Genomic DNA, 26,574 nt, shown 5'->3' with positions numbered 1-26,574 from the left:
AATAACGCTCGGCTTTTGAGCTAGTTTGACCCTGCCAGTCCTTCCAAAACATGAATTGGGGAAACACATGGGCCACACCTGTAACGTCACTAAAAAAATCATCGCCTGTGCGGCACTGGGCAGTCTGCTGACCTTCGGCAGCACCGCATTCGCCAAAGAGTGGACGTCGGTTCGGGTCGCCACCGAAGGCGCTTACGAGCCGTGGAACATCACCCTCCCGGGCGGTGAAATTTCCGGCTTCGAGCCTGAATTGCTCAAGGATATCTGCGCGCGGATCAAGCTGGAGTGCAAGCTTCAGGCTCAGGACTGGGATGGCATGATCGAAGGCCTCAACCGGGGCAAGTTCGACGTGCTGATGGACGCCATCGTGATCACCCCGGAGCGTGAGCAGGTCGTCGCGTTTTCCATTCCTTACGCCAACACGCAAGCGGTGTTCGCCAGCGCCGACCCTGCGCTGATCAAGAGCATGCCCAGCAATGAAGTAATCAAACTCAGCGGCGATCCTGTGGCTGACAAAGCGGCTATCGACAAGATGAAGGCGCTGGTCAAGGGCAAGATTCTGGGGATTCAGTCGGGCACGGCCTACACCGACTTCGTGAAGAAGAACTTCGGTGACATCGCGGATATCCGCGAGTACAAAAAATCCGGTGAGCACTTGCTGGACCTGACCTCAGGCCGCATCGACTTCGCTTTTGACGACGTGACGTTCTTCACCTCCGCACTGGAAAGCCCCGATAACAAGGCCGTGCAGATGATCGGACCGAAAATCGGCGGGCAGATCTGGGGACCGGGTGAGGCGCTGGCGTTCCGCAAGGACGATAACGACCTGCGCGAAAAATTCAACGGCGCGCTTCAGGCGGCATTGGAAGACGGCACTGTGAAGCGTCTGTCGGAGAAGTGGTTCAAGGCCGATATCCGGCCTTGATGACTATCGACTGGCCAGGCGACTCAGTTCGCCAGGCCCGCCACATATTCCTGCCTGACACTGATGCCTTATGGGAGCGAATTCATTCGCGATAGCGGTTGTTCGGCCAGCAGATCTTCATCGACTCTACTGGCCGATCGCGAATGAATTCGCTACCACAGGACTTTGCCCGAACACTAAAACCGAGCTGCCACTGAATTTTTTCGTGTCGTTTTGTATCTGATCGAAAAGAACGATGCCATCACACCGACAGCATCGACGTCATGCAACACCGATCAGCAATCGAGTGACCCGAATGAAATCAGGCAAGAAAAAAGTCCAGCCCATCGGGCTGAAAGACATCACCATCGTCGACGACGCGAAGATGCGCAAAGCGATCACCGCTGCGGCGCTGGGCAATGCGATGGAGTGGTTCGACTTCGGCGTGTACGGCTTCGTCGCCTACGTGCTGGGTAAGGTATTTTTCCCGGACGCCAGCCCCGGCGTGCAAATGATCGCTGCACTGGCGACCTTCTCGGTGCCCTTCCTCATTCGTCCCTTGGGCGGTGTATTTTTCGGCGCGCTGGGAGACAAATACGGCCGACAGAAAGTCCTCGCCGCCACCATCGTGATCATGTCCCTGAGCACCACGGCCATCGGTCTGATCCCCTCCTACGCGTCCATTGGTATCTGGGCGCCGATTCTGTTGTTGTTGGCAAAAATGGCTCAAGGCTTTTCGGTCGGAGGCGAGTACACGGGCGCTTCGATTTTTGTCGCCGAATACGCACCTGACCGCAAACGCGGCTTTCTCGGCAGTTGGCTGGACTTCGGCTCCATCGCAGGTTTCGTCCTCGGCGCGGGCATTGTGGTACTGATTTCGGCAGTGATTGGCGAAGACAAGTTTCAGGAGTGGGGCTGGCGCCTGCCGTTTTTCCTGGCCCTCCCGCTGGGCATGCTCGGGCTGTACTTACGTAACGCGCTTGAGGAAACGCCTGCCTTCCAGCAGCACGTGGACAAACTCGAACAGGGCGACCGCGAAGGCCTGTCCGGCGGACCGAAAGTCTCGTTCAGGGAAGTCGCCACACAGCATTGGCGCAGCCTGATCACGTGTATTGGAATCGTGGTCGCGACCAATGTTACGTATTACATGTTGCTCACGTACATGCCGAGCTACCTGTCCCATAACCTGCACTACAGCGAGAACCACGGCGTGCTGATCATCATCGCGATCATGGTCGGCATGCTGTTCGTGCAGCCTCTGATCGGGTTCATCAGCGACAAGATCGGCCGCAAACCCTTTATCATCGTTGGCAGCATCGCGCTGTTCATTCTGTCGATTCCGGCGTTTCTGCTGATCACCAGCGGCAAGATCGGGTTGATCTTTGCAGGCCTGCTGATCCTCGCCGTGGTGCTCAACTTTTTCATTGGAGTGATGGCTTCCACCCTGCCCGCGATGTTTCCGACCCACATTCGCTACAGCGCGCTGGCCAGCGCCTTCAACGTCTCAGTGCTGATCGCCGGTTTGACGCCGACCCTTGCGGCATGGCTGGTGGAAACCACCGACAACCTGTACATGCCCGCGTATTACCTGATGGTCATCGCGGTGATCGGCCTGGTGACCGGCGTGACCATGAAGGAAACCGCCAACAGGCCTTTGCGCGGTGCGGCGCCAGCGGCTTCGGACATCGCAGAGGCCCGCGAACTGCTGCAAGAGCACCACGACAACATCGAACAGAAAATAGAAGATATCGACGCGCAGATTGCCGAGCTGGAAGCCAAGCGCAAAGAGCTGGCGCAGCAGCACCCGCGTATCGACTGATGCACCGTCGCACGGGCCACTTCATCCGGGTGTGCCCTGCGTCCCGTCGGGTTGGCGGCCAGGCATGCTGCGAAGGTTTCCAGGGTCTCGCGCTTGATCTGACCCCACACCCCGTCTTCGAAATCACATTGCCCGGCGACACCACGCTGACGCGAATACGGTCGCGGCATTGGGCATCGGCGGCCCGGCGGAGCATCTCCCGGTTCCACAGATGCCACGACGCGCCTCGTCCGTCATGCGCAAGCTGTTCGATGTCGCCAGGTGCTGAGCGGCTGTAAAAATCCAGCACAGCACCGAAGAGTTTTCTATCATGCGCTCCTGCCCACTCAACGAGACCGCCATGAATGCCCCCCTCTTCCGCACGGCTACCCTGGCCGACGTCGACCGCTGTTTCGAAATTGAAACCACCGCCTACGAAGGCGACGAGGCGGCCACCCGGGAAAAGATCGCCACCCGCATCGCGCAGTACCCCCAAGGCTTCCTGATCATGGCGCTGGAAGGCGAAGTGATTGGCTTCATCAACGGCGGCTGTGCCCATGAGGTGGTCATGTCCGACGAGGCGTTCAAGGAGCTGGTGGGTCATGACAGTGATGCGCCGAATGTGGTCATCATGTCGGTAGTCATCGACCCGGCGCATCAGGGCAAGGGCTACGCCAGCCTGATGATGCGCACCTTCATCGAACGCATGCGTGCGATGCACAAGCGCACCATTCACCTGATGTGCAAGGACCGCCATGTCGAGCTGTACGCGCGCATGGGCTATGAGTACGTGAAGCCTTCCGAGTCAGACCATGGCGGCATGGCGTGGCATGAGATGGTCATGACGCTCTGAAGCCGTTTGGCCTTATCGAGCAGCAGCGCCCAGCATGGCACTGATCGATTCGGCTTCTTGGACAATCGCCCGCACCTTGTCTGGCGGCACCGGCTGACGGGCGCGGGTGAAATCCTCCAGCGTCTGCTGCCTGCGCTTGAGCAGGCGCTGCCATTTGAGCAAAAACGCCGGGCTGCGAGACTTCAGAAGCAGCGGGCCGAAGTACAGTTCCTCGGCACTGTAGGTCACAGGCCCCGAACGTTCGGCAACGATGAGGTCGTAGTCGAAACGGTGCTCGTGTAGCACCTCCTCATGGACAATCCGATACCCATGATCCATCAGCCATTGGCGCAACGGCGGCTCACCTCCGTTGGCCTGAAGAATCAACGCTTCCTGCCCGCTCAAACGCTCTCGCCCACGGTTGAGAATGTCGCGAATGGTCTCGCCGCCCATGCCGCACATCGTGATCGCGTCGATGCGATCCCGCGGCTCGATGGCCGCCAGACCGTCGGCATGGCGCACAACGATTGACGTTTCAAAGCTGTTTTCGCGAACCGTGCGCAGTGCTGCATTGAACGGCGTCAGCGCCACCTCGCCTGCCACGGCAAATTCAATCAGCCCACGACGCATCAACGCCACCGGCAGGTAGGCGTGGTCGGAGCCGATGTCGGCAAGGCGCGCCCCCGCAGGCACGCGCGCGGCGACGCGCTCCAGGCGTGTGGATAAGGTGTGTGCGTTCAACGGCGATCTCTGACTGAAGGTCCGGCAAGGCGGCGGACCGGGGCGCGGAGTTTGGGTAACTTCCCGTGCTCGCGCAACCCTGCGATATCGACACGGTATTGATAATAATTATCAACAACTCTAGAGTCCCGCGCCTCAACCCTCTCGACGGACCTGTCATCAGACCCTTTTCTTTCAGGCGGCGCACCACCAGGATGAGGCTCTGGACTGGTTGCTGCGCTTGCAGCAGGCACCGGGGGACATGGCAGTGCGCAACGCATTCGAACAGTGGCGCGATACCGATGAAGCCAACGCCAAGGCCTTTCGCAAGGCTGAGCAGTCGCCATTCGCCGTTACACCCATGAGGTGATGACCGAGAACCTCGGGATCGACGGCACGCTTGGCTATCAGGAAACCCACCGCGCGACCCAGGATGGGTTCGCCCGGGTGTTCATGCGCAAGGCGTTGTGAAGCCTCGTTTGTAAAGTTGACCCTTTACTCAACTTTTACGGAACGCAGACCTTTCTTTACATCGATTCGGTGTTTCATAGCTCCATGGCGAACCCAAACACATCGCCTGAGGAGACACCATGATTTCGAAGATGACAAAAGCCTTGATCCTGTCCGGTTGCCTGGTCGCTGCGGGTGCCGCATCAGCCAGTGACCGCGACGTCGTTGTGCCAGTCATCGCCGGGGCCGCAGTGGGTGCGGTATTGGCCACGGTGATCAGCGGCGCGGGCCACGATCACCACCGCCCTGAGTATCGGGATTATCGACCACAACCGCGTTATCAGCCGGTGTATCAGCCCGTCGCTTACGTGCCGGTCCGTCCTCGCCACTACGCACCACCGCCTCCTCCACCACATGGCTATTACGACCGTGGTTGGGGCCATCGTGGAGAAGGTCGCTGGTAACCGCTCAGGCAGTGCCTCACAGACCGCCGTCCGCAATGACGGCGGTTTTTTTGCGCCTGAAAAGTCAACACGCCCCGCCTGAAATACGAAGGATTGACCAGCGGCCCTTGATTCACGTGCGCGCAAGCGTACGATTGCACTGCGTTGTACGATGACGTATAACGAATGCTTCGTATTGAGTTGCCCACCAACATTAATCACGAGCCTCTAATAAAAATGAAAAGACACACACCCCTCTCTTCTGCACCCTCAATCCAGCCTGATAACGCCTGCGCCCCGCGCTCTCACGGTTTCTCTCCGGGCAACTGACCGCGCCCATCGGCCTCATCTCGCCGGGCAACACCTCGCCCAAGCTTTTTGTGTCGTCATACAACGACCGCTCGCCGACCGGGCATCGGTTGCCCGAATCAGCCTTTCACGCCTTCCAGTAACGGAAACGGAGAGAACATGGACCCAAGAATAACAATCATCCTGTGCCTGACCGCAGGCTACTTCGTTGTCATGTCGTACATCGGTTATGCCGTTCGCAAACACGCCAAAAGTAGTGAAGGCTTCACCAGCGGCGGCCGCAGTTTTCCGCCCTTTCTGATCGGCGCCCTGCTGCTGTCTGAATTCATCGGCAGTTCGGTGAGCATCGGCACGGCGCAGAAAGGTTTTGAAGCCGGGATTTCCGCCGCGTGGAACCTGGTTGCCCTGTCGCTGGGCTTCCTGTTGCTCGCGCTGGTGCTGGCGAAGAAATACCGTGAGACCGGCCTGAACACGATTTCCGGCATCCTCGCGCAGAACTACGGCCAAGGCACCCGCTATGCGGCCTCAGTGCTGACCATCTGCGCCCTGAGCATTGTGTCGGTCGCGCTGTACGCCAGCGGCGGCGCCGTTCTGGCAGCGGTACTGAACATCGACAAGACCGTTGCAATCCTGCTGGTCGGCGTGGTCACGGTGTTTTACGTCAGCATCGGCGGCATGCGTTCGGTGGTCTACACCAACTTCGTGCACGCGGCGATCAAGTACATCGGCATTGTGCTGGCCTTGGCATTCGCCTTGAACGCCACGGGCGGCATCGGCGCCATGCAGGCCAAGCTGCCCGCCAACATGTTCGACACCACCGGTGTGGGCTGGGGCCAGATTTTCGCCTGGATGATCGGCGGCATCGGCTCGATCTTCGCCACTCAGTACGTGATTCAGGCGCTGGTAAGCACCCCGGACCACAAGACGGCCAAACGCGCCTGTTTCTACGTGTCGTCGCTGATGATCCCGTTCGGCATCATGGCGGCCCTGATCGGCATGGCCAGCGCTTATCTTTACCCCGGCATCAAATCCATCGACGCCTTCCCTGCGCTGATCGCTCACATGCCCACCTTCTCGGCCAGCATTGTGGTCATCGGCCTGGCCGGCGCGCTATTCGGTGGCATCTCGGCCAACACCATGGCCTCCGCCACGCTGGTGCTGAAGGACTTCTACGACCCCTTCTTCAACAAGGAAAAGAACGACCGCAAGTCGGTGATCTTCATCCGTACAGCCATCGTCGTCATCGGCTTCCTGCCGCTGATTCTGGCGCTGTTCGCCGACAAGATCCTGCTGATTGCCTTCCTCGGCAAAGCCCTGCGCGCCACCCTCGCGGTGATCGTGCTGATGTGCTTCTACGCACCGAAATTCGGCACTGGTCGCGGCGCGCTGGCGGGCGTGATTCTGTCGGTCATCTCCACCATCGGCTGGTTCCTGGCGGGTAACCCTTACGGCATCGACAGCTCGTACTTCGCGCTGTTCGCGCCCCTGCTGACCATGGCCATCGCCGAACTGCTCAAATCCGGGCGTTCCGAAGCCCAACCTGTGTTAAACAAGAACGGCTGACACGTCATTCGCGGCTGAAATCAAGGCGTGGTCCGATTGGCAGGGCCGCGCCGCAAGGAGGAAACAATGAGCGACAAGAAAGCCGAAGTGCTGGTCTGGGGCCCGATGCATGCCGCCCTGACCGAAAACCTGAATCGCGACTTCACCGTGCACAATCGCTGGGAAATCAAGGATATCGCCGCCTGGGCTGCCGAGCATGGCGCTAACGTGCGCGGCGTGGTCACCAGCGGCGTCTATGGCACCGACAACGCCGTACTGGATCGCCTGCCGAACCTGCAAGTGGTCAACAGCTTCGGCGTCGGCTATGACGCCGTCGACACCGCCTACCTCGCCCGGCGCGGCATCAAGCTGAGCAATACCCCCGACGTGCTGAACAACGCCGTGGCCGAAACCGCCATGGCCTTGATGCTCTGCGTCTCCCGCCGTATCAGCGAAGCCGAGCGCTTCGTCCGCGCCGGACAATGGGGCACCGGCAAATTCCCGCTGGGCAACGACCTGTGCGGCAAGACCTGCGGCATCGTCGGCCTGGGCAAAATCGGCAAAACCATCGCCAAACGCGTTGCAGCCTTCGACATGGACATCGCCTATTACCGTCGTGGCCAGGCGTATTCCGACGTTTCTTACACTCACTATGGCGACCTGATCGAACTGGCCAAGGCGTCGGACTACCTGATCGTCATCGTGCCAGGCGGCGCCGACACCCAGCACCTGATCAACCGTGACGTTCTCAAGGCGCTGGGGCCAAAGGGCTATCTGATCAACGTCGCTCGCGGCTCTGTGGTCGACGAACAGGCGCTGGTCTCCTCACTGCTGGAATCGGAAATCGCCGGAGCCGGGCTGGACGTGTTTGAAGACGAGCCGAATGTGCCCGCTGAACTGACTCGACTGGACAATGTGGTGTTGACGCCGCACATCGGCAGCGGCACGCATGAAACCCGTCAGGCGATGGCGGATCTGGTGTTTGCCAACGTCAGTCGGTTCTTTGATGAAGGTGGGTTGGTGACACCGGTTTCACTTTAAAGCTCGAACGCTCAGGCTGTGGCTGACTGCGACTGACTTGCCGATGGTGTTGGCTGGCCGATCGCTTTCGCCAGCAAGCCGGCTCCTACAACGATAGCGCCGGGTCCAGACCTCAGGTTCGACGCCTGACCTGTGGGAGCCGGCTTGCTGGCGAATACGATCTGTCATTCAGTCCATCTGTGACTGGTCCACCGCACTGACCACAGGTCAGCAACCTCCCCTCCCCGCCAACTTTTCGGGATAATGCCGGTCCAACCGCCCCGAACACGAGCACGGGAGAATCCTGTTTGAACATCGCTGGCGTCATTTTTGACTGCGACGGCACTCTGGTGGACAGCGAACGTCTCGCTGCCGGACTGCTGCGCGACATTTTGCAAGAACATCAGGTCATGCTGACCGTCGACGAGGTATTGGCACGCTTTCGTGGCGTACAGTTTGCGCTGTGCATGGAAGGCCTGTGCCGCGACTACCCGTGGTTGCCCAACATCGAGATCGTCAACAGTTTTCGGGCTCGCACGCTGCCGTTGCTTCAGGAGAAGCTGGAAGAAATGCCCGGTGCGGTGGAGTTCGTTCGAGGGCTGTCGCTGCCCAAGTGCGTGGCCTCCAACGGCCCACGCAGCAAGATCGAGACGTGCCTGAGCACAGTGGGTTTGCTGGATGTGTTTCACGGCCTGATCGTCAGCGCCTATGAAGTCGACGCGTGGAAGCCCTCTCCTGTTCTCATCGAACACGCAGCGGACCTGCTGGGCCTCAAACCCGATGAGTGTCTGTTGGTAGAGGACAGCATTCCGGGGGTTCAGGCGGGTCTTAGTGCGGGTGCTCAGGTGGCAGGTTATGGCGATACGGATTTTTCCGAGTTCGTCGATCACGCCAATTTTCATCCGGTGAAAAACTACGGCGAGCTGAGAGAACTGGTTCAGAGGATCAGTTAACGCCGCTGTCATCCATTCAATTGGCCCTTGTTCATCACGACCGAACTCGATACTGTATATAAAAACAGTATCGAGAAATGTCATGCAGCTGATCGACAAGCTGAGCATCCTCGCCGACGCGGCCAAGTACGACGCCTCCTGCGCCAGCAGCGCGGCCCCCAAGCGCAGCTCCGAAGGCAAATCCGGCATTGGCTCCAGTAACGGCATGGGTATTTGCCACAGCTATACGCCGGACGGACGCTGCGTTTCGCTGCTCAAGGTGCTGTTGACCAACTTCTGCCTGTACGACTGCCAATATTGCGTCAACCGCCGCTCCAGCGACGTGCCGCGGGCGCGTTTCAGCCCTGAAGAAGTGGTCACCCTGACCCTGGATTTCTACCGCCGCAATTGTGTCAGCGGGCTGTTTCTCAGTTCCGGGATCATTCGTTCAGCGGACTACACCATGGAACAACTGGTCCGAGTCGCCAGGCTGTTGCGCGAAGAGCATGAATTCCGCGGTTATATCCACCTCAAGACCATTCCCGAAGCGGATCCGGCGCTGATCGAAGAGGCCGGGCGTTATGCCGACCGGCTAAGTGTGAACATCGAACTGCCCACCCAGACCGGCCTGCAAACGCTGGCCCCAGAGAAAGAAATGGGGTCGATCAAACAGGCGATGAAGACCATCTACACCGGCCAGCAAACCGTGCTCAACGAGCCAAGAGCACCGCGCTTCACCCCGGCCGGTCAAAGCACACAGATGATCGTCGGCGCCGATGACACCGACGACAGCACCCTGCTGCACACCGCCGAGTCGCTGTACGGCGACTTTCGCCTCAAGCGCGTCTATTACTCGGCCTTCAGCCCCATTCCCAACAGTCCCAAGAGCGTGCCGCTGGCCGCGCCGCCGTTGCTGCGTGAACATCGGTTGTATCAGGCGGACTTTCTGCTGCGTGGGTATGGCTACAGCGCCCATGAACTGCTGTCGGGACCAGGGCATCTGGCGCTGGACATCGACCCGAAACTGGCCTGGGCGCTGGAACATCGCGACACCTTCCCGCTGGATCTCAACCGTGCGGAACCGGCGATGATCGCGCGCATTCCCGGAATCGGCATTCGCACCACGCAACGGCTGGTGGAATTGCGTCGTCAACGACGCATTCGCTATGAAGACCTGACCCGCCTGCGTTGTGTACTGAGCAAAGCCAAACCGTTCATCATCACCAGCGACTATCACCCACGTCAGGCGGAAACCTCCAGCGTGCATCTGCGCGAACAACTGCGGGACAAGCCTCAACCGCAACAGATGGCGTTGTGGGCATGATTACGCTCGATTGCGATGACCTTTTTGACACCTGGCGGCAACAGGCCCGATGGCTGCTGAGCCATCAGGTCAACCCGGATCAAGTCAGCTGGAGTGTGCGCGAAGACGCCGACTTGTTCGACAACGACGATCAATACCCGGCGCAGATGGGCCCATTCCAGGCGCGCGTGCCGCTGGCGTTACTGGAATTGCTGCAAAACGCCGCGCAGTATTGCGGCGCGCAACGCTGGAGCCTGCTGTATGAAGTACTGTGGCGGGTCAGCCATGGTGACCGCACGGCCATGTTGGCGGGGGACAAACTGGGCAGCGAGCTGCACCGACGCTTGAAACAGGTCAGCCGCGAAGCCCACCACTTGCATGCTTTTCTGCGCTTCATTGCCCTGCCCGTCGACCCCAACCCCAAAAATCTGGCGGTCAAGGCGGCATTGCTGGACATGCAGACGCTGCCCGAGTACGTCGCGTGGCACGAACCGGCTCACCACATCCTGCGCACCGCCAGCGAGCACTTTATCGGGCGTCTGGGGCGCCATCGCTGGATGATCGCCACGCCTGACGATGGCGTGTTTTACGACGGCCAGCAGCTCATTCACAAACGTCAGTGCCCGGAAGCGTGGAAAGCGCTGGCCCGCAATGCCGATGACCCGCATGGCGAACTGTGGCTGACCTACTACAGCCACATTTTCAACCCGGCGCGGCTCAATCCCAAGGTCATGCAGGGGCATTTGCCGACACGGTTCTGGAAAAACCTGCCGGAAGGCCCGCTGATCCCGGCGTTGATCAGCGAGGCACGCACGGGCAAGCAGCGGGATGGTCAGGCCCGGCAGATTGCCGAGCGGCGGGGCAAGGTGATTCGCAGGTAATTCAGCGCACGGTTTACTGGCGATGCAACGCCGTCTGCATGCCTGCGGTGTTCATTGGAGAGCCCAGCGCGGTGCCGAAAAACTCAACGGCGTCGTTGCTGAGGTTGCGGTGAATGTCTTCGCGGTCCACACCCATGGCGTCAGTACACAAGCCCGGCGTGGTCGCCCGTTGCATGTCATCGCACGGCGCCATGAACACGAAGTGCCCGGCTCCGGCGAGTAATTTGAAGTCAGTCACTTCCGGCAGCTTGCTTGCCAGCGCCTCGGCGTTCTTGTCGATGGCGAGGATTTCATCGCCGTCGCCGCTGTAGAGCAGCACCGGCACATGGATGTCTGACAGGGTATGGCGGCCGAACATCAGGCCTAGCGGCGCCATCAGCATCAGCGCACCGACCCGAGGGTCTGCTTGCGCATGCAGGTCGTCCCGGTCAGCCAGCAACTCGCCTTGAGTCTTGCAGGCATCGATATCCTGTGGTCGTTGCAGGCAGTAGTTGCGCAGCCGCTGCAGATCAGGCTGGGCGCCTGCGAGAATCAGCGCGGTCTCGCCGCCTGCCGAGTAGCCAATCACACCGACGCGCCGGGCACTGATGTAGGGCGACAGCATCGGATCGAGCAAGGCGGCACTGATCGCTTCGGAAATCTGCATCGGGCGCCCGTAAAGATTGCTCAGGCTGCCAAGACGGCTGTGGTCCAGGTAGTTGTCGCCGGGATGGAACACCGCCACGACAACGAAGCCGCGACGAGCGAGGGAAGTGGCAATATCATGCTGCGCCAAAGGCGTACCGGTGTTGCCGTGGGACAGCATCAACATCGGGAAACGGCCCATGGCGACGGTTGCATCTTCGGTGGCCTCGATCGGGTAGCCCTGAACGCGGGTGATCTTGTCCGGGTCCGTGGAAGGATAGAAGGCATAGGCGTGCATGGGCCGCGAATCCAGCGGATCGAGGAACGTCAGCTCATGAAACCCCACGTTCCAGTTCTGCCGTTCGCTGGCCTGCACCGAAATCAGGCTGCTTAACAGGCCAATCATCATCACTGCACAAAGACGCATCATTGCAATGCCCCTCACCCTTCCGATCCCTGCCTGCCCGTTCGGCCCCCATTGGCCTGAACGCCTTGTAAACCGTTGCCTGTGGCTATCTGACAACCCTTCATCGATAACATTCACAGCGCCACTTAGATCATTAGTGCACAAGACGGGCCAAACTCGAACACATCGGGAAAACTGGCCGAGCATCAAGCGACACTGGCTGAATCAGCGGCCATTTTACTGCCCTTCGCCAAAGGTTACGCGCAAAGTAACCGCAAAGCCTGTCGGCTGACTGAACACGTGTGAATCAATGCCCCGGAAAGCACGAAAGCCCCGTCACCTTTCGGCGCAAGGCCTTGGGTGACGGGGCTTTCGGTGTCACGGATCGCTACTGCTCACGCCACTCAACGGCTGGCAGGTGCGCCCGTTCGGCTCAGGCGAACAGGGTCTCTTCAATGTGTTTTTTCGCGGCACTCATCGCGTTGGCGCGAGGCTCGTCACCGTAGGCCAGGCCGTGGGCGAACACGAATTGCAGATCGGTCACGCCGATAAAACCGAACAGCACTTTGAGCAGGTCTTCGTGGCCGACGCTGGTCGGTTGGCCCTGATGCAAGCCACCAGCGGTGGATACGATGATCACCTTCTTGCCTTTGCACAGGCCTTCCGGGCCGCTTTCGGTGTAGCGGAAGGTGCGACCGGCGACAGTGATGCGGTCGATCCAGGCTTTCAACTGGCTTGGAATGGTGAAGTTGTACATCGGCGCGCCGATCACCACCACGTCCGAGGACAGAAACTCTTGCAGGGTGGCTTCGTTGGTTTCCACTTCCAGCTTCTGTGCTACATCGCGGCCTTCAGCCGGGGTGCCAGCGGCGGCCAGAGTGGCGGCGGAGAAGTGGCTCAGCGCATCGCTCGCCAGGTCGCGGTAAACCACTTCGGTGCCCGGTTGGGTGGCGACGAAAGACTGAACCACGCTGCTGCTCAGTTGGCGCGAAGCAGAGTGGTCGCCGAGAATGCTGGAGTCGATGTGCAAAAGTTTCATAACGTGCTTCCCAAGTGAGAATCGCCACGGGGCGATCAGATGGGGATCATCCTACCGTTCCAACCAATAACTGATTAGTCGGCAAAAATGCGATGCTTTGTCCTATCAGCAGGACAATCCAGTCTGCGCAGCCATGACACCTCATCGCAATGCATGGGCATCGATGCCCAGACGGATCATCTTGTTGTAGAAACCTCCCCGCGAAACATTGAGAATCTGCGCGGAAATGCGCACGAAGCGCTTGGATCGCACGCTGCTCACGCTAGCACCGCTTTTTGTCCATAATGGCGAGCCCCCCTATATTGACGTCACAGCGCTCTGGAATCCTGACCCGTGTCGAATGGCGACCCTCGAAACCTCAATGACCTGTTTTATTTCGCCAAAGTGGTCGAATCCGGCGGATTCGCTGCAGCAGGGCGTCTGCTGGGCATTCCCAAATCCCGGTTGTCCCGGCGTATCGCGGAGCTAGAGGAGCGCCTTGACACGCGACTGCTGCAACGTACGACGCGCAAGCTCCAACTCACGAGCCTCGGCGAGCGCTATTTGCGCCACTGCCAAGCCATGCTGCTGGAGGCGGATCTGGCAGACGAGATGGTGGCCAGCGCCGCCAGCGTGCCTCGTGGCCCGCTGCGCATCAGCAGCCCCGTCGGCCTGGCCAGCCAGTTTCTGACCCCGCTGGTGAGCGAGTTTCTGCTGAAATACCCGCAGGTCGAGCTGGATCTGCTGCTGGTGAACCGCCGCGTCGACCTGATCAACGAAGGCATCGATGTCGCACTGCGGGTACGGGAGGCGGAAGACGAAGAGCCCAACCTGATCACCCGACGCTTGCGTGAGGCCCGTACCGAAGTGGTGGCCTCTCCGGACTTCGCCGCGACGCTTGATTTGAAGCATCCGCGGGACTTGACCACGCTGCCCTTCCTAGGCGCGCTGGACCCGGACCGTTTAGCGCGAACCCGCCTGTATAACGACAACGGACAACGCTTTGAACTGGCCATGCCTGCACGGCTGGGGGTCGAGGATTTCGGCATGCGCAAGCACGCCGCGCTGGCCGGCCTGGGGTTTACCGTGCTGCCCATGATGTACTGCGAAAGCGAGCTGGCAAACGGCACGCTGGTACAGCTGTTGCCGGACTGGCACTGCCCGCCCGCCTGGCTGCAGGCCGTTTACCCTCATCGGCGTGGCGTATTGCCCGCCGTCAGGGCATGGCTGGAACACCTGGAACACGCGTTCAACCAATGCGGTGACCGCCCGCTCTAGGAAGAGGATAGCGACGCATTGGAGAGATCCAGCGGCGCAGCCCCGGTAAAGTGCCGATACAGCACCACTGAGCGCAGCATCAGGGCGACACGACGCTCGTAGGCACTGGGTGCGCATTTGGCGTACGCGTCCAGCTCGCGCCGGATCCGCCCTTCACTGTCGGTGACGACAGCCTGGGCGGCCCGGTCGGCGCAGGCAGGCAAGGAATTGCGAAGCCGCACGTTGATCAACAGCTCTTCCGCCATGCCCTCACCCGCAGGCACGACGGCCAGGCTTTTTTCCCAGTAAGTCTGTAACCAGGAGGCGAACAGCCAGCGCTGGCCAGCCTTGTTGCGCAACGCGACGCGAATCCAGGTCCTGAAGGTCTGCCAGTCCAGCGAGGTCAGCAACGGGTTACGGTATTTCTCGCAATAACCGACATTGTGCGAGTTGTTGAAGTGTTTGAAGGGTGCCCCTTCCAGATCGACATTGATTGCCATCGGCGCACAGAGGCCCGCCGCACGCAATTGGCCATAAATGCTATCGTTCCCCGGATACAGCGCCCGATCGGTCAGGCGCTGAAACGCAGCCTTGTGCTCAGTGGGCACCAGACCGCTGTTCAGTACATAGGCCATGAATGCAAACAGTTCATCGTTATCGATGTGCGCGATCCCTACACCACCGACCCCATAGCTCATCAGGTGCTTGCCCGTGTTTGCGCTGGTCTGGGCCTTCCAGTCGCTGCGCGCCGGATCGTCAGGCAGGCCCTGCGGGTTGTCGATCCCCCACTGTGCGACCCCCAACGTCAAGGCCAGCAGGCCCAAACCGAGTTGCGCGTTCCGGTCTTGAGGATGGTCGCGAAAGGCGAGCATCAGGTCTTTGACGAACCCGGCATCAAGGGACTCGCCCTGCGTATCGTCATCGGCAGTCGCCGACCAACGCCCTCGCTCAAGGATGTAGTCGAAAGCCGCGTCAGGGAGTGCCAGTTCCGCGGCACCCGCCTGCGGTAAAAGATTCACCCATTGCGCGCCTCGCCAGCTCAAACCGACAGCGGCCTCTGCCGCCCATGGCAGGCCCAGCGCTGCGCCGCCGAGAAGAATATCGCGTCGTGTCAGAGGCATCGCCTGTCTCCGGAATTCCTACTCTGTAGCGCCCCCTACACACGACATCAGTTGGCTCATTCGGGTGTATAGCAGAAGCTTCGAAGGAAAATACCGGGCTGTGCCATTCAAATGAAGGCAGCAGAGCAACACAGCGGGCCGGACAAGCGACAACGTCAGGTTTCTGTTAAAACGTCTCCACCAGCTGAACCTTATTCAACAGGATGCCGTATGGATATCGAGGACGTAGCGCGGTTTTGTCTGGCGCTGCCGGGAGCAAGGGAAGATTACAAATGGGGTGGTGTGCGAGTGTTTTCCATCTGCGAGACCAAGATGTTCGCCGTCATGGGTCTGGCGGGCAATGACCTGTCATTCAAAGTGGGGCCAGAGCTGTTTCTCGGTTACGTCGACCGCCCCGGCATACGCCCTGCCCCGTATCTGGCGCGGGCACACTGGATTACCCTCAGCGTGCCCTTCGCCATGGGGGACGAAGAGTTGCGCGGCCTGCTGACCCGCTCGCATCAACTGGTGGTGAGCAAACTGCCTAAAATCCGTCAGGTGGCGCTCAAGTTATGAGCGCACCCTCGATTTAACACAGGCGCATCTTCAGACACGCCTTAATAGAAGTGCCGCGCGAGAAAGTTGCCGCCCAACAGCACCCGGTCCAGCCAATACAACTCGTGCAATGACACGATCAGCCAGAACATCAGTTGATAGGACACTTTGCGGGTCTTGTGGCGAAACACTTGTTGCGCCAACAGCGCGCCGGGCCAGCCACCCAATACTTCCAGCCCGTGCAGCAGCTTTTCGGGCGTACGCGCCCCCTGCAAACGCGCCTGCTTCTTATCGTGGCCGTACAGCCCGAATGCGAGCAGGCTCATCACCGGGTACACCGCCAGCGCCAGCCATGAGCCGCCGCGCAGCGCATAAGCGATGACGCCGTACACCGGCAAGGCGCACAGCACGATCAGCACCGCCAGCTTGAATTTGAGAAACCGCACCGAGGTTTTCTCGCTGCGGCTTTGGGCACTGCCCTTGCGGTCAGGGCTATGGTTGAAACGTTGATTCATCGCCTCAGGCCTGCACGCTGGACCAGTCGACCCAACCGAAGCACCAGGTGGCAAGAATCAGCAGGCCGAAGGCAATACGGTACCAGGCGAACACGGCGTAGCTGTGGGTAGCGATGAATTTAAGCAGGCCGCGCACCGCAATCATCGCGAAGATGAATGAGGTGATGAACCCCACTGCAAACACCGAGAAATCCCCCGGCTGAAACAGATCGCGGTATTTGTAGCCCGAATAGACAGACGCGGCGACCATCGTCGGCATCGCGAGAAAGAACGAAAATTCGGTGGCCGCCTTGCGCGACAGGCCGAACAGCAAGCCGCCGATGATGGTCGAGCCAGAGCGCGAAGTGCCGGGAATCATCGCCAGGCATTGGGCGAAGCCAACCTTCAGCGCATCGCGCCAGGTCATTTCATCGACGGTTTCGGCATGAATCTCGTGCTCACGGCGCTCGGCCCACAGCATGATGAAACCGCCAATGACCAACGCCGCTGCAACCGTGATCGGATTGAACAGGTATTGGTGAATCAGATCGGAAAACATCAACCCCAACACCACCGCAGGCAAAACCCCGATAATCAGGTTCAGGGTAAAGCGCCGGGCCTGGGGCTGGGTCGTCAGTCCAGTGGTGACGCTGAGGATCTTGTTCCGGAACTCCCACATCACCGCCAGGATCGCACCCAACTGAATGATGATGTTGAACGCCATCGCCCGTTCACCACCAAAGCCGATGAGGTCGGCCACAATGATCTGGTGTCCGGTGCTGGAAATCGGCAAAAACTCCGTCAAACCCTCGACGACACCCAGTATCAACGCCTGTGCGGCGGTCCAAAAATCCATCATTCCCCCAAATGGAACCCGCTCATGGCAAGGCTCTCTTGATATGTTTCGAGCACTGTTCGGCGCACGATAAACCGTTGGATGTAAAAAACGCATGAACAGTCAAGACGACGTGCAGTAGCACGCAAGGGCGGCGATCCTACCAGACCGTCACAACGAAGGCTCTAGCACGGCCCCGGCCTCGCTGTCTTTGACCTTCGCGCCCCTCAGTGCGGCCACATTCGCCGCTGACAGGTCTGCGCCCGTCTTCGAATCCTCTCGCCACAACCGTGCATAAACCGCATACAATCGCCGCCCCAATACGTATCCCTTCACAGGAGTTTTCATGTCCGGCCTCGAACTGTTCGCCGCTGCACTCGGTGTGATTGCCGTCTGGCTGACGGTCAAGCAGAACCCGTGGTGCTGGCCGATCGGGCTGGTGATGGTGTTGCTCTACACCTGGATCTTCTTTGACGTAAAACTCTACTCGGACATGCTGCTGCAGGTTGTCTATGCGGTGTTGCAATTGTATGGCTGGTGGCAATGGACACGCCGTGGCGAGGTCGTCGACGGACGCCTGGTCACCTCGTTGAAGGGTGGCGCTCTGGCGCTGAGCCTGGTAATCGGCGCCATCGTCAGCCTGGCGTTGGGGGCAGCCATGGCCCATTTCACCGACGCTGCACAACCGTGGCTCGATGCCGCCCTGACCGGCTTCAGCCTCGTCGCACAGGTGTGGATGGCACAGAAACGCGTGCAGTGCTGGCCGCTGTGGATTGTGCTGGACGTCATCTTCGTGGGGCTCTTCCTTTATAAAGCCCTGTACCTGACAGCGGCCTTGTATGCATTGTTCACGCTGCTGGCCGTGCAAGGCTGGCGTGACTGGCGTGCAGACCCGGCACTGGCGCGCTGATCCCACATGAAAATTCTGGTGTTGGCAGGCCCCGAATCCAGCGGCAAGAGCTGGCTGGCCGAGCAGATTCAAACGCGCTTCGGCGGCGAACTGGTGAGCGAATACGTCCGGCATTTCATGGATCAGGAACAACGCGATACCTGCTATGCCGACATTCCGGTCATTGCACGGGGTCAACTGGCATGGGAAGACGAAGGCAGGTCCCATGCCCCTGAACTGCTGATTCTCGATACTCATCTGCTGAGCAACATCCTGTGGAGCCAGACGCTGTTCAACGACTGCCCGCCGTGGCTGGAAACCGAACTGCTCGCCCGCCATTACGACCTGCATCTCCTGCTCTCGCCGGACGGGGTCGACTGGGTTAGTGATGGCCAGCGATGCCAGCCCTTGCTGGCCGAACGTCAAGCATTCTTCAACGCCAGCCGGAACTGGCTGCAACGGCATCATCAGGTCTTTGAAGTGATCGACGGAAACTGGAGCTACCGCAGGGTCCGGGCATTTGAGGCGGTGGCGCGGTTGTTGGCTAGCCACACAACCTCATGATTGCTCTTGTGGGAGCCGGCTTGCTGGCGAATCCGGAAGATCAGTTAGCCAATCGTTGAATGACAGCCCCTTTCGCCAGCAAGCCGGCTCCCACAGAGATACGCGCTCAACTGGAACATTCGGCGCACGGAAAAACCCGCATAAGACGACTAGCGTATCTGATGCTTGTGCAACAACCGATAGAACGTCGGCCGTGAAATACCCAGTACCTTGGCCGCGACACTGAGATTGTCACTGTGCCGAGTCAACACATCGCACAGCGCCTGACGCTCGGCGCGGCACTTGTACTCATCCAGCGTGCCCATGCTGGAGCTGATCTCTTCTTCGCCCAACAACCCCAGATCGAACGCCTCGATTTGCCTGCCTTCGGCCAGCACCAGACCACGGCGCACGCGATTTTCCAGCTCGCGCACGTTACCCGGCCAGTCATGCTTGCCCATGGCCACCAGTGCATCCTGACTGAAATTGCGCGGACGACGCCCGGTTTCCTGGCTGTAGAAATGCGCGAAATGATTGGCCAGCAACGCCAGATCACCGTGCCGCTCGCGCAATGGAGCGGTTCCCACTTGCAGCACATTGAGGCGGTAGTACAGGTCCTCGCGAAAACGCTTTTTGCGAATGGCCGACTCCAGGTCGATATGGGTCGCAGCCAGAATGCGCACATCCACGGGCACTCGCCCCTGCGCCGTTTCGACGTGCCGGTCCTGAAGGAAACGCAGCAAGTTGGCCTGGACGTCCAGCGGCAGGTCACCGATTTCGTCGAGGAACAGCGTGCCCCCGTTGGCGGCCTCGATGCGCCCGGGCTTGCGTGGCTGGGCATCATTGAGGCTGTCGTCATCGTAACCAAACAGCTCGGCCTGCAATTGCTGCTCCGGGATGGCACTGCAATTGATCGACACGAACGGTTGGTTCCGCCGTTGGGATTGCTGGTGCAGAGTGCGCGCCACCAGCTCCTTGCCGGTGCCTGTTTCACCCCGGATCAGCACCGGAGACTCAGTGGGCGCCAGCTTGGTCAACAAGCGGCGCAATTCACGAATGGGTCGGCTCTCGCCCAGCATCTCGTGTTCAGGCCCGTTGCCATAACTGGCCCCTTGAGCGCGCAGTCGCGCCATGCCGTACGCCCGACCCAAGGTGACCTGCACGCGGGCGACGTCGAACGGCAAGGTGTGAAAATCGAAAAACCACTCACAGACGAAATCCCCGATCAGCTCCCGGCGCAGATCCTCAGCGGTCAGCACGGCGATCCATTCGGTGTTGCTGCGGGTGATCAAATCCTTGATGAGTTGCGGCTGCTCAAAATGCTGAGGCATCAGACGAATCAAACCAACGTCACAGGAATGAGACACTGCAACGTCCAGCGCGCAGCTGTCGACCTCCCAGCCCGCGATGCGCAGGCCGGGAATCAAACGCAGACATTCTTCGCACGGTTCGACAATTAACAGGCGACGGATCGATGCCAGTTCATGCATATGGAGTTCCTTGGCGCCAGGATTCGAAGAGTATTTCGCAGGGAAAATAGTTTTAGAAACAGTGTCTTGGCGACTCTGGTTGTTACATTAGCAAATATTTGACACGCGCTTGGACCGTTTCACTATAAGCCTAAGATCGAAACGTGCTTAGACCTGCCAAAAACGCATTAAAGAGGGAATCAAGCGGATGAATCAGCGCTGTAACACGTATTTGCGCCGCAACAGTGCAGTCATGGCGTGTCACGAAAGGCAGCGAAGATGTAAATAAATTGAAAAAAGTTGAAATCTCTTGTGACTTATCCCCCGGCGCAGGTCATCAGTACACGTATCCAACCGCTCGGGAAGCCCGCCGACGGGGATTGAATTGATACGGGCACTTGAGGACATTCCATGAACGCCCCTTTGCGCTTTAACGATGCTTTGCTGATCGCCGGTCACGCCTTCGAACCCTTCCAGTGCGTGGCATGGTCCCCACAGGATGGCAATGGCGAACTGAGCCTGACCGTGGTCGATCGCACCAGCACGCGTATTGGCCGCAAACAGATCCCGAGCAGCGCCTACTCCGATCCGAAGCAACTGGCTCATGCGCTGGAACAGGCCCGCGCTGAAATCAGTGACGAAGGCTACCGTCTGGAACCCTGGACCATGCCTGCCTGACTTGCCCTCTGCCTCGACGCGTCGTCCCTGCACCCGGCCGGGACGCGTCGTCAGAGCAGGTCGTCGATGTGCCGGTACTCGGCCTTGAGCTGATTGGCAACCTGCAACGCCCTGCCCAGCCTGATCGGCCCCCGCTCGATGTCGATCACCACGCTGAGGCTGCTCATCGGTTCGAGGGAGGGAACCTCCCTGACCCGGCCATCGGTGACGATCACCACGCGCTGCGTCTCACCGGGATATCGCGTGCGACGTTTGCCCAGCCACTGACTGGCCTGTTCGATGGCCTCGAACAACGGTGTTCCCCCACCAGCACCCAACGCTTCCAGCCAAGGCTGCAAGGCCGTCCCGGCTTTCAACCCCTGATGTTGCCAACGCGCTGCGCCGCCACTGGCCGTCAACAATGCCAATCGGGCACGCTGACGATAGGCATCGTCGAACAACTGCGCCAGCAGCCCTTTCGCCTGACTGAGCGCCTGATGACGCCGCGTTGACGCCGATGCATCGACGATGACCAGCCACAGCGTCTGCTCACGTCGGGTGCGGGGCTGCCGGGCCAGATCGGCACGACGCTGCGGGCGACCGCGCAACAGCGTTGGCAACCACGCGATCGCACCCTCGACGCCAGAACGGCACGCACCACTTTTACCGCCGCGGAGTCTGCCCGGTCGGGGACTGGCATCCGCCTCCTTCGGCTGGCGGGGGCGGATGCCTAGGGCTTTTTTGGCCAGACCGGCACTTCGCGACGAACGCCCGTACTCACGGCCTGCGCAGGCATCTCTCCCCATTGGCCCTCGCCCGGCGCCGACGATGAGGCCGGTGACGCTGACGGGCTCTGCGCAGGCGACGACGCGGGTGGCTGGGGCGCCTGCTCACGACGGCGGTGACGCAGGGCGAATTCGGCCACCGCATCGATATCGTCAAGGGCAATGGCCGACGCTCCGCGCCACGCTGCATGGGCGCGTGCAGCCCGCAGCCACACCAGATCCGCTCGCAGACCGTCGACACCCGCCGCAAAGCAGCGCTCAGTGATGATCGCCAGGCTCGTGTCATCCAGCGCAATACCCGACAACGCCCCCCGTGCGGTCTCGCAACGGGCCTTCAAGGCCTGCTGCTCGCCCGCCCACTGCTGACAGAACGCCTCGGGGGCCGCGTCGAAATCCAGCCGACGGCGAATGATCTGGCCACGTTCATGCGGCAACGTTTGCCCGCTCAACGCCACGTTCAGTCCGAAACGGTCCAGCAACTGCGGACGCAGTTCGCCTTCTTCGGGGTTCATGGTGCCAATCAGCACGAAACGCGCCGGATGGCGATGGGAGATACCGTCGCGCTCCACCTGATTGATTCCACTGGCCGCCACGTCCAGCAACAGGTCGACCAGATGGTCCGGCAGCAAGTTGACTTCGTCGACGTACAGCACGCCGCCATCGGCCTTGGCCAATACCCCCGGCGAAAACCGCGCACGGCCTTCGCCCAGCGCGGCATCCAGATCCAGCGTGCCGACCAGCCGTTCTTCGGTGGCCCCCAGTGGCAGCGTGACGAACGGCCCGCTGGCCAGCAGATCCGCCAGCCCTCGCGCCAGCGTGGACTTGGCCATGCCACGCGGTCCTTCGATCAGCACTCCGCCAATCTTCGGGTCGATGGCGGTCAGGCACAGCGCGAGTTTCAAGGCGTCTGCGCCAACGACTGCGGCAAGGGGGAAATGTGGGGTGTCGGTCATGGTTGGACTCGGTTGATGCATCATCAATCTGGGCTCACGCAGTACGCCTCTGCCTAAGCGGGCAGAATCGAACGAAGCGGCGCGATCTCATGTTTCTTCTATATCCAGCAGCAGGTTCTCCAGCGCCTGCCGGTACTCACCCGGCTCCTGCCACAACCCCCGCTGCTGCGCTTCGAGCATACGTTCGGTCATGTCCCGCAGGGCCTCGGGGTTGTGATGCTGGATGAACTCACGGGTTGAAGGGTCGAGCAAATAGGCGTCGGCCAGTAACGCGTACTGATGATCGTCAATCAGCTCGGTGGTCGCGTCGAAGCCAAACAGAAAGTCTACCGTCGCAGCCATTTCGAACGCGCCTTTATAGCCGTGACGCTTGACCCCTTCGATCCACTTCGGATTCGCCGCCCGCGAACGGACTACGCGGTTCAGCTCTTCCTTCAGGCTGCGCACCTTCGGCAAGTCGGGCTGGCTGTGGTCGCCATGGTAGCTGGCCACCTTCTCGCGGCCCAGGCTTTCCGCCGCCGCGAGCATGCCGCCCTGAAACTGGTAATAGTCGTTGGAATCCAGCAGATCGTGCTCGTGGTTGTCCTGATTCTGCACCACGGCCTGCACCTGGCTCAGACGCTTGGCGAAGTCCCGCCGAGCAGGCGTGCCTTCGTCCGCGGCGCCATAGGCATACCCCCCCCAATTCAAGTAGACCTCGGCCAGATCCTCGCGGCTTTGCCACAACCGTCCGTCGATCGCACCCTGCACCCCCGCACCGTACGCCCCCGGTTTGGCACCGAAGATCCGCCAGCCCGCCTGTCTGGCCGATTGTTCGGCGCTCAGCCCCTCGCGCGCGTATTGCTCGCGCTCCTGACGCACGCGGGCGGCCAGTGGGTTCATGTCATCGGGTTCATCCAGTGCCGCCACCGCTTGTACAGCGGCGTCGAAGAGACGAATCAGGTTGGCGAAGGCATCCCGGAAGAAACCGGACACCCGCAGCGTGACATCGACCCTGGGCCGGTCCAGCAGGCTCAGCGGCAGAATCTCGAAATCGTCGACCCGCTGGCTGCCCGTGGCCCACACCGGACGCACGCCCATCAACGCCATCGCTTGCGCGATGTCATCGCCACCGGTGCGCATGGTGGCGGTGCCCCAGACCGACAGGCCCAGCTGGCGCAGGTCATCACCGTGATCCTGCAAGTGCCGCTCCAGCAACAGGTTGGCCGACTGGAAGCCAATGCGCCAGGCGGTCATGGTCGGCAGGTTGCGCACGTCCACCGAGAAGAAGTTGCGCCCCGTCGGCAGCACGTCCAGACGCCCGCGACTCGGCGCGCCGCTCGGCCCCGCCGGGACGAAGCGCCCCTTCAATGCATCCAGCAGGCCCTGCATTTCGGCTGGTCCACAACCGTCCAGCCGGGGCGCCACGCTGTCTTTAATGGCCGCGACGATGAACGCCAAGTCAGCGTTTTCAAGGGAATCGACATCATGCGTGCCATCGAGCACGCGCTCGATCAAACGAGCGGCGTACAACTCCAATCGCTCGCGGGCATCCCCCAGCGTGCGCCAGGGATCCGCGCTGACGTCGCGTAAAACCTGCGGCTGATCGCCCTGCCACGGATCGCCCAGATTGCAGTCCAGCGGGTCGAAATCCAGCGCCAGCGCCTGAGCCAGCGCTCGCAACAGGCTCGCATTGGCGCCACGCCCATCCCCTCGGGGCACCCGCAAAATCGCCAGCAAGGTGTCGATGCGCAAGCGCCCGCTGGGGGATTCACCAAATACGTGCAGGCCATCGCGAATCTGCGATTCTTTCAGGTCGCACAAATAGGTATCGAGACGGGGCAACCAGATCGCCGCGTCAGTGTCGCTGTCGAGGTTTTCATCCAGCGCCAGTTCGCGGTCGATGTGGGTCTCGCGCACCAACGCCAGAATGTCCCGTTGCAGCTCGCGAGCACGCCGAGGATCCAGCAACTGCGCCTCGTAATACTCGTCGGCCAGCAGCTCCAGATTACGCAGCGGACCGTAGGTTTCGGCCCGAGTCAGCGGCGGCATCAAGTGATCGATGATCACCGCCTGCGTACGACGCTTGGCCTGCGCACCCTCGCCAGGATCGTTGACGATGAACGGGTAGACGTTCGGCAGCGGGCCAAGGATCGCGTCCGGCCAGCACTGCTCGGACAAACCGACGCCCTTGCCCGGCAGCCACTCCAGGTTGCCGTGCTTGCCGACATGAATCAGCGCATGGGCGCCGTAGCAGCGACGCAGCCAGAAATAGAACGCCAGATAGCCATGGGGCGGCACCAGATCCGGGTCGTGGTACATCGCGCTGTGATCGACGTGATACCCCCGCGCCGGTTGAATGCCGACGAAGGTCAGGCCAAAGCGCAGCCCGGCGATCATCATCCGGCCATTGCGGCACATTGGATCGTTATGCGGCAAACCCCAGCGCTCGATCACCGCATTGCGATTGGCTTCTGGCAACGCGTCAAACGCCGCGAGGTACTCGTCCATCGCCAGGCTTTGGTGGCACGGGCGTTGATCGAGGCTGTCGGGATCATTGGTGACACCGCCGAGCAAGCCGTGAATCAACGCCGTGCCGCTTTCCGGCAGCCCCTCGACGGGGTAGCCCTCATCCTGCAACGACCTGAGAATGTTCAGGGCCGCCGCCGGGGTGTCGAGCCCTACGCCATTGCCGATGCGGCCATCACGGGTCGGGTAGTTGGCCAGAATCAGCGCCACACGCTTGTCGGCATTGGCCGTGCGCGCCAGCAGCACCCAGCGCCGCGCCAACTCGGCGACGAAATCCATGCGCTCGGGCTGGGCGCGGTAGCACACCACGTCGGACTGGCTGCGCTCGCTGCGCCAGGCCAGGTCCTTGAAGCTGATCGGCCGACTGATGATGCGCCCGTCCAGCTCGGGCAGCGCGATGTGCATCGCCAGGTCGCGCGCGCCCAATCCTTGTTCGCTGGCCTGCCAGCCCGGTTCGTTGTCCTGGGCACAGATCGCCTGGATCACCGGGATATTTCGACGAAACGGTCGTAAATGCGGTGCCTCGGGCGTCGACTGGGCAAAACCGGTGGTGTTCAGGATGATTTCGCAGTCGACCTCATCCATCCAGTCCTGCACGGCATCGAGACAGGCAGGCTCTTTGAGGCTGGCGACAGCGATGGGTAACGGATTCAGCCCTTGGGCCATCAGTCGTTCGCAGAACACGTCGATGAACGCGGTGTTGGCCGCCTGCAAGTGCGAGCGATAGAACAACACAGCGGCCACGGGTCGACTGGCGTGCCATTCAGCCTGCCAGTCGCTGAGCGATGCATTGCCCTTACGCGGGTGATAGATCGCCACGCGGGGCAACGCCTGCGGCTCGTCCCAGGGGTACTCGCGCCCTAGCCACCGACTGGCCAGGCAATTGAAAAGCTGCAAGGCGTTGTACTTGCCGCCTTGGCGCAGGTAATGCCAGAGGCGCTCGCGGTCTTGCGCAGGTTCGGTGCTCAGGTCGCTGAGTTCAGGGTCCGGACGGTCATCACCGGGCACCAGAATCAGCTTGATGCCACGCGCGGCCAGTTCCACCAAGCGCTCCACGCCGTAGCGCCAATAACCGATCCCGCCGTGCAGCGAAATCAGAATGACCTTGGCATGACGCAGCACCTCGTCGACGTACAAATCGACCGAAGCGTGGTTCTGCACTTGCATGGGGTTGGCCAGGCGCAGACTGGGGTAATCGTCCGGCAACTGCTGCGCGGTCTCCGCGAGCAGCGCCAGATGGGAGTCACCGCTGCACAAAATAACCAGATCGGCAGGGGTCTGACCGAGGTCCGCGATGCTGTCGTCGGGGACGAAGCCACCGGGCTGGGTGCGCAGCAAATGCATGGG

25 protein-coding genes and 1 pseudogene are annotated in these 26,574 nt (G+C 60.7%); 16 read left to right on the top strand and 10 right to left on the bottom strand.

Translation table 11 applies throughout. The features are described from left to right. Positions 1–67 precede the first annotated feature (67 nt). The 3 genes from ACI5GA_RS28240 (at position 68) to ACI5GA_RS28230 (ending at position 3,555) form a co-directional block, all read left to right on the top strand. Positions 68–925 (top strand): transporter substrate-binding domain-containing protein, encoded by an 858-nt coding sequence (locus tag ACI5GA_RS28240; protein ID WP_404638261.1) that lies wholly within the window; start codon positions 68–70, stop codon positions 923–925. A gap of 295 nt (positions 926–1,220) precedes the next feature. Continuing rightward, positions 1,221–2,723 carry a glycine betaine/L-proline transporter ProP gene (gene proP / locus ACI5GA_RS28235; protein ID WP_404638263.1) on the top strand — a complete coding sequence of 501 codons (1,503 nt, stop codon included), beginning with the start codon at positions 1,221–1,223 and terminating at the stop codon, positions 2,721–2,723. A 340-nt stretch (positions 2,724–3,063) separates the two neighbouring features. After that, on the top strand, positions 3,064–3,555 hold the full coding sequence (locus ACI5GA_RS28230) for a GNAT family N-acetyltransferase (RefSeq protein ID WP_404638265.1): 492 nt from the start codon (positions 3,064–3,066) through the stop codon (positions 3,553–3,555). 12 nt (positions 3,556–3,567) lie between these two features. Here the strand turns inward: ACI5GA_RS28230 and ACI5GA_RS28225 are convergent, their stop codons facing one another. After that, positions 3,568–4,275 carry a tRNA (adenine(22)-N(1))-methyltransferase gene (locus ACI5GA_RS28225; protein ID WP_421425240.1) on the bottom strand — a complete coding sequence of 236 codons (708 nt, stop codon included), beginning with the start codon at positions 4,273–4,275 and terminating at the stop codon, positions 3,568–3,570. Positions 4,276–4,477: 202 nt separating this feature from the next. On the opposite strand from ACI5GA_RS28225, the gene ACI5GA_RS28220 reads away from it, so the two are divergent. The 8 genes and pseudogenes from ACI5GA_RS28220 (at position 4,478) to ACI5GA_RS28185 (ending at position 11,134) form a co-directional block, all read left to right on the top strand. After that, positions 4,478–4,624 carry a FecR/PupR family sigma factor regulator gene (locus tag ACI5GA_RS28220; RefSeq protein WP_421425556.1) on the top strand — a complete coding sequence of 49 codons (147 nt, stop codon included), beginning with the start codon at positions 4,478–4,480 and terminating at the stop codon, positions 4,622–4,624. Further along, a pseudogene (locus ACI5GA_RS28215) lies at positions 4,597–4,725 on the top strand (GNAT family N-acetyltransferase); the annotation flags it as partial. The gene ACI5GA_RS28220 and the pseudogene ACI5GA_RS28215, both read left to right, overlap by 28 nt. A gap of 119 nt (positions 4,726–4,844) precedes the next feature. Beyond that, positions 4,845–5,168: a hypothetical protein gene (locus ACI5GA_RS28210; RefSeq protein WP_404638269.1), complete on the top strand. Its 324-nt coding sequence runs from the start codon at positions 4,845–4,847 to the stop codon at positions 5,166–5,168. Between the two features lie 447 nt (positions 5,169–5,615). Next, positions 5,616–7,019 (top strand): sodium:solute symporter family protein, encoded by a 1,404-nt coding sequence (locus ACI5GA_RS28205; RefSeq protein ID WP_404638271.1) that lies wholly within the window; start codon positions 5,616–5,618, stop codon positions 7,017–7,019. Between the two features lie 66 nt (positions 7,020–7,085). Continuing rightward, positions 7,086–8,039, top strand: a complete 954-nt coding sequence (locus tag ACI5GA_RS28200) for a 2-hydroxyacid dehydrogenase (protein WP_404638273.1) — start codon at positions 7,086–7,088, stop codon at positions 8,037–8,039. 287 nt (positions 8,040–8,326) lie between these two features. Continuing rightward, complete coding sequence (locus ACI5GA_RS28195) at positions 8,327–8,971, top strand: HAD family hydrolase (RefSeq protein WP_404638275.1); 645 nt, start codon at positions 8,327–8,329, stop codon at positions 8,969–8,971. An 82-nt stretch (positions 8,972–9,053) separates the two neighbouring features. Further along, a complete protein-coding gene (locus ACI5GA_RS28190) occupies positions 9,054–10,274 on the top strand; it encodes a putative DNA modification/repair radical SAM protein (protein WP_404638277.1) in 1,221 nt (406 codons plus the stop codon). Further along, the gene (locus tag ACI5GA_RS28185; RefSeq protein ID WP_421425238.1) at positions 10,271–11,134 is read left to right on the top strand and encodes a TIGR03915 family putative DNA repair protein; all 864 of its coding nucleotides are present in this window, start codon (positions 10,271–10,273) and stop codon (positions 11,132–11,134) included. Before ACI5GA_RS28190 ends, ACI5GA_RS28185 begins: the two co-directional genes overlap by 4 nt. A gap of 13 nt (positions 11,135–11,147) precedes the next feature. Here the strand turns inward: ACI5GA_RS28185 and ACI5GA_RS28180 are convergent, their stop codons facing one another. Continuing rightward, a complete protein-coding gene (locus ACI5GA_RS28180) occupies positions 11,148–12,188 on the bottom strand; it encodes an alpha/beta hydrolase family protein (RefSeq protein ID WP_421425236.1) in 1,041 nt (346 codons plus the stop codon). A 409-nt stretch (positions 12,189–12,597) separates the two neighbouring features. Continuing rightward, positions 12,598–13,203 (bottom strand): FMN-dependent NADH-azoreductase, encoded by a 606-nt coding sequence (locus ACI5GA_RS28175; protein ID WP_421425235.1) that lies wholly within the window; start codon positions 13,201–13,203, stop codon positions 12,598–12,600. 333 nt (positions 13,204–13,536) lie between these two features. On the opposite strand from ACI5GA_RS28175, the gene ACI5GA_RS28170 reads away from it, so the two are divergent. Continuing rightward, positions 13,537–14,460, top strand: coding sequence for a LysR substrate-binding domain-containing protein (locus ACI5GA_RS28170; RefSeq protein ID WP_421425234.1), 924 nt, complete (start codon positions 13,537–13,539; stop codon positions 14,458–14,460). Here ACI5GA_RS28170 and ACI5GA_RS28165 read toward each other — a convergent pair. Beyond that, entirely contained in the window at positions 14,457–15,560 is a 1,104-nt protein-coding gene (locus tag ACI5GA_RS28165; protein WP_421425232.1) for a hypothetical protein, read from the bottom strand. The two genes, ACI5GA_RS28170 and ACI5GA_RS28165, sit on opposite strands and share 4 nt — an antisense overlap. 210 nt (positions 15,561–15,770) lie before the next feature. On the opposite strand from ACI5GA_RS28165, the gene ACI5GA_RS28160 reads away from it, so the two are divergent. Beyond that, complete coding sequence (locus ACI5GA_RS28160; protein ID WP_404638289.1) at positions 15,771–16,115, top strand: MmcQ/YjbR family DNA-binding protein; 345 nt, start codon at positions 15,771–15,773, stop codon at positions 16,113–16,115. Positions 16,116–16,156: 41 nt separating this feature from the next. Here ACI5GA_RS28160 and ACI5GA_RS28155 read toward each other — a convergent pair whose 3' ends face one another. Together ACI5GA_RS28155 and ACI5GA_RS28150 are read right to left on the bottom strand one after the other, a co-directional pair. Beyond that, positions 16,157–16,609 carry a DUF1294 domain-containing protein gene (locus ACI5GA_RS28155; RefSeq protein WP_421425230.1) on the bottom strand — a complete coding sequence of 151 codons (453 nt, stop codon included), beginning with the start codon at positions 16,607–16,609 and terminating at the stop codon, positions 16,157–16,159. 4 nt (positions 16,610–16,613) lie between these two features. Beyond that, positions 16,614–17,444: an undecaprenyl-diphosphate phosphatase gene (locus ACI5GA_RS28150; protein ID WP_421425229.1), complete on the bottom strand. Its 831-nt coding sequence runs from the start codon at positions 17,442–17,444 to the stop codon at positions 16,614–16,616. Between the two features lie 325 nt (positions 17,445–17,769). On the opposite strand from ACI5GA_RS28150, the gene pnuC reads away from it, so the two are divergent. Then, the gene (gene pnuC / locus ACI5GA_RS28145) at positions 17,770–18,333 is read left to right on the top strand and encodes a nicotinamide riboside transporter PnuC (RefSeq protein ID WP_421425227.1); all 564 of its coding nucleotides are present in this window, start codon (positions 17,770–17,772) and stop codon (positions 18,331–18,333) included. A 6-nt stretch (positions 18,334–18,339) separates the two neighbouring features. Beyond that, positions 18,340–18,876, top strand: coding sequence for an AAA family ATPase (locus tag ACI5GA_RS28140; protein ID WP_421425226.1), 537 nt, complete (start codon positions 18,340–18,342; stop codon positions 18,874–18,876). Between the two features lie 149 nt (positions 18,877–19,025). Here the strand turns inward: ACI5GA_RS28140 and ACI5GA_RS28135 are convergent, their stop codons facing one another. Further along, positions 19,026–20,345 carry a sigma 54-interacting transcriptional regulator gene (locus tag ACI5GA_RS28135; RefSeq protein WP_421425225.1) on the bottom strand — a complete coding sequence of 440 codons (1,320 nt, stop codon included), beginning with the start codon at positions 20,343–20,345 and terminating at the stop codon, positions 19,026–19,028. Between the two features lie 390 nt (positions 20,346–20,735). Between ACI5GA_RS28135 and ACI5GA_RS28130 the strand changes: the two genes are divergently transcribed. Then, positions 20,736–21,002: a hypothetical protein gene (locus ACI5GA_RS28130; protein ID WP_404638301.1), complete on the top strand. Its 267-nt coding sequence runs from the start codon at positions 20,736–20,738 to the stop codon at positions 21,000–21,002. A 50-nt stretch (positions 21,003–21,052) separates the two neighbouring features. Here ACI5GA_RS28130 and ACI5GA_RS28125 read toward each other — a convergent pair whose 3' ends face one another. From ACI5GA_RS28125 to cobN, 3 genes are all read right to left on the bottom strand, one after another. Next, positions 21,053–21,601: a vWA domain-containing protein gene (locus tag ACI5GA_RS28125; protein ID WP_421425223.1), complete on the bottom strand. Its 549-nt coding sequence runs from the start codon at positions 21,599–21,601 to the stop codon at positions 21,053–21,055. Positions 21,602–21,711: 110 nt separating this feature from the next. Continuing rightward, entirely contained in the window at positions 21,712–22,719 is a 1,008-nt protein-coding gene (locus ACI5GA_RS28120) for an ATP-binding protein (protein ID WP_421425221.1), read from the bottom strand. Between the two features lie 87 nt (positions 22,720–22,806). Beyond that, on the bottom strand, positions 22,807–26,571 hold the full coding sequence (gene cobN, locus ACI5GA_RS28115; protein ID WP_421425220.1) for a cobaltochelatase subunit CobN: 3,765 nt from the start codon (positions 26,569–26,571) through the stop codon (positions 22,807–22,809). Between the last annotated feature and the right edge of the window lie 3 nt (positions 26,572–26,574).

Origin of the sequence: Pseudomonas sp. Pseu.R1 (genome assembly GCF_045764065.1) — a bacterium.
Classification (GTDB): Bacteria; Pseudomonadota; Gammaproteobacteria; order Pseudomonadales; family Pseudomonadaceae; genus Aquipseudomonas.
Note: the sequence above shows the minus strand (reverse complement) of the source record. Positions and strands in the feature narration are given on the sequence as shown.

Bases quoted from the DNA above. Each gene is read 5' to 3' on its own strand.
- ACI5GA_RS28230 (WP_404638265.1), top strand. From the start codon at position 3,064: ATGAATGCCCCCCTCTTCCGCACGGCTACCCTGGCCGACGTCGACCGC.
- ACI5GA_RS28240 (WP_404638261.1), top strand. From the start codon at position 68: ATGGGCCACACCTGTAACGTCACTAAAAAAATCATCGCCTGTGCGGCA.
- ACI5GA_RS28175 (WP_421425235.1), bottom strand. From the start codon at position 13,203: ATGAAACTTTTGCACATCGACTCCAGCATTCTCGGCGACCACTCTGCT.
- ACI5GA_RS28190 (WP_404638277.1), top strand. From the start codon at position 9,054: ATGCAGCTGATCGACAAGCTGAGCATCCTCGCCGACGCGGCCAAGTAC.
- ACI5GA_RS28205 (WP_404638271.1), top strand. From the start codon at position 5,616: ATGGACCCAAGAATAACAATCATCCTGTGCCTGACCGCAGGCTACTTC.
- ACI5GA_RS28120 (WP_421425221.1), bottom strand. From the start codon at position 22,719: ATGACCGACACCCCACATTTCCCCCTTGCCGCAGTCGTTGGCGCAGAC.
- ACI5GA_RS28135 (WP_421425225.1), bottom strand. From the start codon at position 20,345: ATGCATGAACTGGCATCGATCCGTCGCCTGTTAATTGTCGAACCGTGC.
- pnuC (WP_421425227.1), top strand. From the start codon at position 17,770: ATGTCCGGCCTCGAACTGTTCGCCGCTGCACTCGGTGTGATTGCCGTC.
- ACI5GA_RS28200 (WP_404638273.1), top strand. From the start codon at position 7,086: ATGAGCGACAAGAAAGCCGAAGTGCTGGTCTGGGGCCCGATGCATGCC.
- ACI5GA_RS28140 (WP_421425226.1), top strand. From the start codon at position 18,340: ATGAAAATTCTGGTGTTGGCAGGCCCCGAATCCAGCGGCAAGAGCTGG.
- ACI5GA_RS28210 (WP_404638269.1), top strand. From the start codon at position 4,845: ATGATTTCGAAGATGACAAAAGCCTTGATCCTGTCCGGTTGCCTGGTC.
- proP (WP_404638263.1), top strand. From the start codon at position 1,221: ATGAAATCAGGCAAGAAAAAAGTCCAGCCCATCGGGCTGAAAGACATC.
- ACI5GA_RS28155 (WP_421425230.1), bottom strand. From the start codon at position 16,609: ATGAATCAACGTTTCAACCATAGCCCTGACCGCAAGGGCAGTGCCCAA.
- cobN (WP_421425220.1), bottom strand. From the start codon at position 26,571: ATGCATTTGCTGCGCACCCAGCCCGGTGGCTTCGTCCCCGACGACAGC.
- ACI5GA_RS28180 (WP_421425236.1), bottom strand. From the start codon at position 12,188: ATGATGCGTCTTTGTGCAGTGATGATGATTGGCCTGTTAAGCAGCCTG.
- ACI5GA_RS28165 (WP_421425232.1), bottom strand. From the start codon at position 15,560: ATGCCTCTGACACGACGCGATATTCTTCTCGGCGGCGCAGCGCTGGGC.
- ACI5GA_RS28150 (WP_421425229.1), bottom strand. From the start codon at position 17,444: ATGGATTTTTGGACCGCCGCACAGGCGTTGATACTGGGTGTCGTCGAG.
- ACI5GA_RS28185 (WP_421425238.1), top strand. From the start codon at position 10,271: ATGATTACGCTCGATTGCGATGACCTTTTTGACACCTGGCGGCAACAG.
- ACI5GA_RS28160 (WP_404638289.1), top strand. From the start codon at position 15,771: ATGGATATCGAGGACGTAGCGCGGTTTTGTCTGGCGCTGCCGGGAGCA.
- ACI5GA_RS28130 (WP_404638301.1), top strand. From the start codon at position 20,736: ATGAACGCCCCTTTGCGCTTTAACGATGCTTTGCTGATCGCCGGTCAC.